This window comes from Micromonospora sp. ABR4_055 (genome assembly GCF_056160425.1).
On the sequence record NZ_JBSWXD010000290.1, the window covers coordinates 1 to 2,623 of the forward strand.

A 2,623-nucleotide genomic window follows, 5' to 3' on the forward strand; every position below is an offset into this window, starting at 1 on the left:
CTCATCGGTTCGAGCCGCACCCGAGCCGCGATTGAGGCGGTGTCTTGGTGTTGTGGGTTGATGGGAGGCTACCGTCCCCCCGGTGGTGGGTGGTGACCCTGTCCGGGGTCCCCCCCGAGGCCGCGACCGCCGGTGTGCATCCGGCCGGCGGCACCGTGCTGACCTGCCCCGCCGACTGGGGCGCCCCGCGTCGGGACCTGCTGCGCGCGGCCGCCACGGCGGCCGGGCTGGGCCCGGTGCGGCTGCTCGACGAGCCGATCGCGGCCGCCACCTACTGTGTCCGGGTGCTGGGCCGGCAGGTACCGCCGGGTGGCACGCTGGCCGTGTTCGACTTCGGCGGCGGCACCCTCGACGTGGCGGTGGTCCGCAACGAGCCTGCGGTAGGTGGAGCCGGCGGGCTGCGGGTGCTGGCCACCGGCGGGCTTGACGACCTCGGCGGGCTCGACATCGACGAGGCGCTGGTCGCCCACCTTGGCCACCTGGTCGCGGTCCGCGACCCGCAGCTGTGGCAGCGGCTCAGCCGGCCGGTGACCGGCGCCGACCGCCGTGACCGGCTCGCTTTCTGGTCCGAGGTGCGGGCCGCGAAGGAGATGCTGTCGCGGGCCTCGGCGGCGCCGGTGGCGGTGCCCGGGCGCGACGATCCGATGCATCTGACCCGGGAGGAGCTGGACCGCGTCGCCGGGCCGCTGGTCGACCGGGCGGTCGACGAGACCCGCCGGGTGCTGCAGCTGGCCGGGGTCGACCCGGCGCGGCTGGCCGCGCTGCTGCTGGTCGGTGGGGCCAGCCGGATGCCGCTGGTCGCCAGCCGGTTGCACGCCCGACTCGGGGTCGCCCCGTCGGTGCCGGAGCAGCCGGAGCTGCCGGTGGCGTACGGTGCGCTGCACCACACGCCGTCGACGGACGTCGCGGCGCCGTCGACCGCCGCTCCGACCGGGCCGGGCCCGACCGCGCCGTACCTTGCGCAGCCAGGCCCACCGGTGCCCGGACCCACCACACCGGCGGCTGGCGGCGATCTGCCGTCGCCGCCAGCACGTCGGCGGCGTCGCGGCCGGGTGGTCGCGGCGGTCGCCGGCGCCGTGGCGGTGACGCTGGCCGCCGGGATCGGCCTGACCAACGGTTGGCTGCTCGACCAGTTCACCGGCGACGGTAGCGGGCCCCGTGACACCAACCTGTTCGGTGGCCTGCTCGGCGACGACGACGACGGCGGCGGGACGGGGGACACCGCGGGCGGCCTGACCGAGATCCACCAGGTGACGTTGCCCGCCGGCACCGGCGGGTCGACGGTCACCGTCGCCGGTGACCTCGCCGTGTACGCGGCGGTCGCCGTCGGCGGCACCACCGTCACCGCGGTACCGGCCGGCGGCGGCGACCCGGCCTGGACCGCCACGGTGGACGTCGAACCGACGCAGGTGCGGCTCACCGCCGCCGGTGGGCTGCTCATCGTCGACGCCGCAGACTCGGCGACCGACGGCGGCGACGACATGCGGGTCGTGCTCGACGCCGCCGACGGCACGGTGCGGTGGAAACGCAGCTGGCAGGACCTTACCGACGTGGTCCGGCTGGGCACCGACGTGATCGTCGAGATCAAGGACGGCATTTTTGACAACGCGGTCGCCCGGATCGACCTGACCACTGGGGAGCAGCGGTGGCGACGCGAGGCCCCCGACGATGACCTGCTGGTCCTCGACGCGTCCCGGATCCGGGCGGCGACCCGGTGGACCGGCACGGAAGGTGTCGAGGACGCCGGGGTGCTGCCGCCCGCCGGGTACGGGCTGCGGGACAACCGGTACGCCGAGCCGGGCCGTGTCGTCGAGCTGAGTGAGGGCAGCGGCCGGGGGTTCGTGCTGGACACCGGCGACGGCGACCCGATCGCCAGCGGCGACCTGCCGCTGGACCACGACGCGTGGACCGTCTACGAAGGACTCGCGATCGGCCGGCTGTCCGACGGCGCGTCGCCGGGACGGGCTGTGCTGGCCGCGTACGACCTCGACGGTTTCACCCGCGCGTGGGAGGTGCCGCTGCCGGCCGGTGACACCATCGAACTGGTCAAACCGTGCGGGGAGCGACTGGTGTGCGCGGCGGTCGACGGCGGCACGTACCGGACGATCGCCGTCGACATCGGCACCGGCGACGAGAAGTGGAACCGCACAAGTGAGTTCGGATTCGAGGACAACTGGTACGCGGCGCCGGCCGGGCTCGTCTTCGGTGACCAGACGTTCGACACAGTTGACGACTTCTGCCTGCTCGACGAGGACGGCGGGGAGATCACCGCCGCCGACGACACCCGGTCGGCGGCGGCGGTGGCCGACGGCTGGGTGGTGGTGCTGGGCCACCGCATCGACACGGCGTCGAGGACCGCCGTGCCGCAGGTGTCCGTGTGGGACGCGGCGACCGGTCGACGGACCGCACCGGTCGACGTCGGCACTGACCTGGTGGACAACCGGGTGACACACGCGGTGGTCAGCGGCGACACCGTCGCGGTGGTCACCGCCGACCATCAGGTGCGGGTGCTGTCCGTGACCGGGCTCGGCTGAGTGGGGGGGGGGGTGGGGGTGCCCACCCCCCCCAAAGAGCCAAAGGAGGAACAAAACACCCACAAAAACCCCAAAAACACACACGAGGG

General features: G+C 74.2%; 1 protein-coding gene. It reads left to right on the forward strand.

Annotated features, from left to right (window positions below; all coding sequences use genetic code 11):
* Positions 1-92: 92 nt before the first annotated feature.
* Complete coding sequence (locus tag ACXAHD_RS31845; RefSeq protein ID WP_475055119.1) at positions 93-2,534, forward strand: Hsp70 family protein; 2,442 nt, start codon at positions 93-95, stop codon at positions 2,532-2,534.
* Positions 2,535-2,623 lie beyond the last annotated feature (89 nt).